Raw genomic sequence first — 1,839 nt, 5'->3', positions numbered from 1 at the left:
GGGGTGGGATACCTCATCTTGGAACAGGCTTCCCGCTTAGATGCCTTCAGCGGTTATCCCTTCCGAACGTGGCCAACCAGCCATGCCCTTGGCAGAACAACTGGCACACCAGAGGTTCGTCCGTCCCGGTCCTCTCGTACTAGGGACAGCCTTCCTCAAGTATCCTACGCGCGCGGCGGATAGGGACCGAACTGTCTCACGACGTTCTAAACCCAGCTCGCGTGCCGCTTTAATGGGCGAACAGCCCAACCCTTGGGACCTACTCCGGCCCCAGGATGCGACGAGCCGACATCGAGGTGCCAAACCATGCCGTCGATATGGACTCTTGGGCAAGATCAGCCTGTTATCCCCGGGGTACCTTTTATCCGTTGAGCGACACCCCTTCCACCAGGAGGTGCCGGATCACTAGTCCCGACTTTCGTCCCTGCTCGACATGTCTGTCTCACAGTCAAGCTCCCTTGTGCACTTGCACTCAACACCTGATTGCCAACCAGGCTGAGGGAACCTTTGGGCGCCTCCGTTACTCTTTAGGAGGCAACCGCCCCAGTTAAACTACCCATCAGGCACTGTCCCTGAACCAGATCATGGCCCGAGGTTCAGATTCCCAATTCGACCAGAGTGGTATTTCAACAACGACTCCACAGCCACTAGCGTGACCACTTCACAGTCTCCCACCTATCCTACACAAGCCGAACCGAAAACCAATACCAAACTATAGTAAAGGTCCCGGGGTCTTTCCGTCCTGCCGCGCGTAACGAGCATCTTTACTCGTAGTGCAATTTCGCCGGGCCTGTGGTTGAGACAGCCGGAAAGTCGTTACGCCATTCGTGCAGGTCGGAACTTACCCGACAAGGAATTTCGCTACCTTAGGATGGTTATAGTTACCACCGCCGTTTACTGGCGCTTAAATTCTCAGCTTCGCCCCGAAAGGCTAACCGGTCCTCTTAACGTTCCAGCACCGGGCAGGCGTCAGTCCATATACATCGTCTTGCGACTTCGCATGGACCTGTGTTTTTAGTAAACAGTCGCTTTCCGCTGGTCTCTGCGGCCACCCACCCCTAGCTTGCAAGAAGCTTCAGGATGTTTGGCCCCCCTTCTCCCGAAGTTACGGGGGCATTTTGCCGAGTTCCTTAACCACAGTTCACCCGATCGCCTTGGTATTCTCTACCTGACCACCTGTGTTGGTTTGGGGTACGGGCCGTGCATGCACTCACTAGAGGCTTTTCTCGGCAGCATAGGATCACTCTACTTCGCCTCAAACGGCTACGCATCACGTCTCAGCCTCATGGAACACGGATTTGCCTATGTTCCGGCCTACACGCTTACACCAGGACAACCATCGCCTGGCGGAGCTACCTTCCTGCGTCACCCCATCGCTTGACTACTACGAAATCAGGTCCCACGCTCCACACACAAACCTCCATCCGAAGACTTCAGTCCATGGCTTTGGGTGGTTAGTATCAAACGCCTCGTCATGGGCGCACATGCTCGGGTACGGGAATATCAACCCGTTGTCCATCGACTACGCCTGTCGGCCTCGCCTTAGGTCCCGACTTACCCTGGGCGGATTAGCCTGGCCCAGGAACCCTTGGTCATCCGGCGGCAGAGTTTCTCACTCTGCATTCGCTACTCATGCCTGCATTCTCACTCCCACACCCTCCACGACTGGCTTCCGCCGCCGCTTCCCTGGATGCAGGACGCTCCCCTACCCATCCATACCACTAGACAACACCCTCAAGGAGTGAAGCCGATGTAACGCATGAATGACACAGCTTCGGCGGTGTGCTTAAGCCCCGCTACATTGTCGGCGCAGGACCACTTGACCAGTGAGCTATTACG

At 56.2% G+C, this 1,839-nt stretch carries 1 rRNA gene; it reads right to left on the bottom strand.

The features are described 5' to 3' along the window. Positions 1–1,839, bottom strand: a 23S ribosomal RNA gene (locus tag ACFVYA_RS49890); the annotation flags it as partial.

The sequence above is a fragment of the Amycolatopsis sp. NPDC058278 genome (assembly GCF_042881395.1).
Taxonomy (GTDB): domain Bacteria; phylum Actinomycetota; class Actinomycetes; order Mycobacteriales; family Pseudonocardiaceae; genus Amycolatopsis.
The sequence above is the reverse complement of the archived record's forward strand: the minus strand, read 5'-3'. Positions and strand labels throughout refer to the sequence as shown.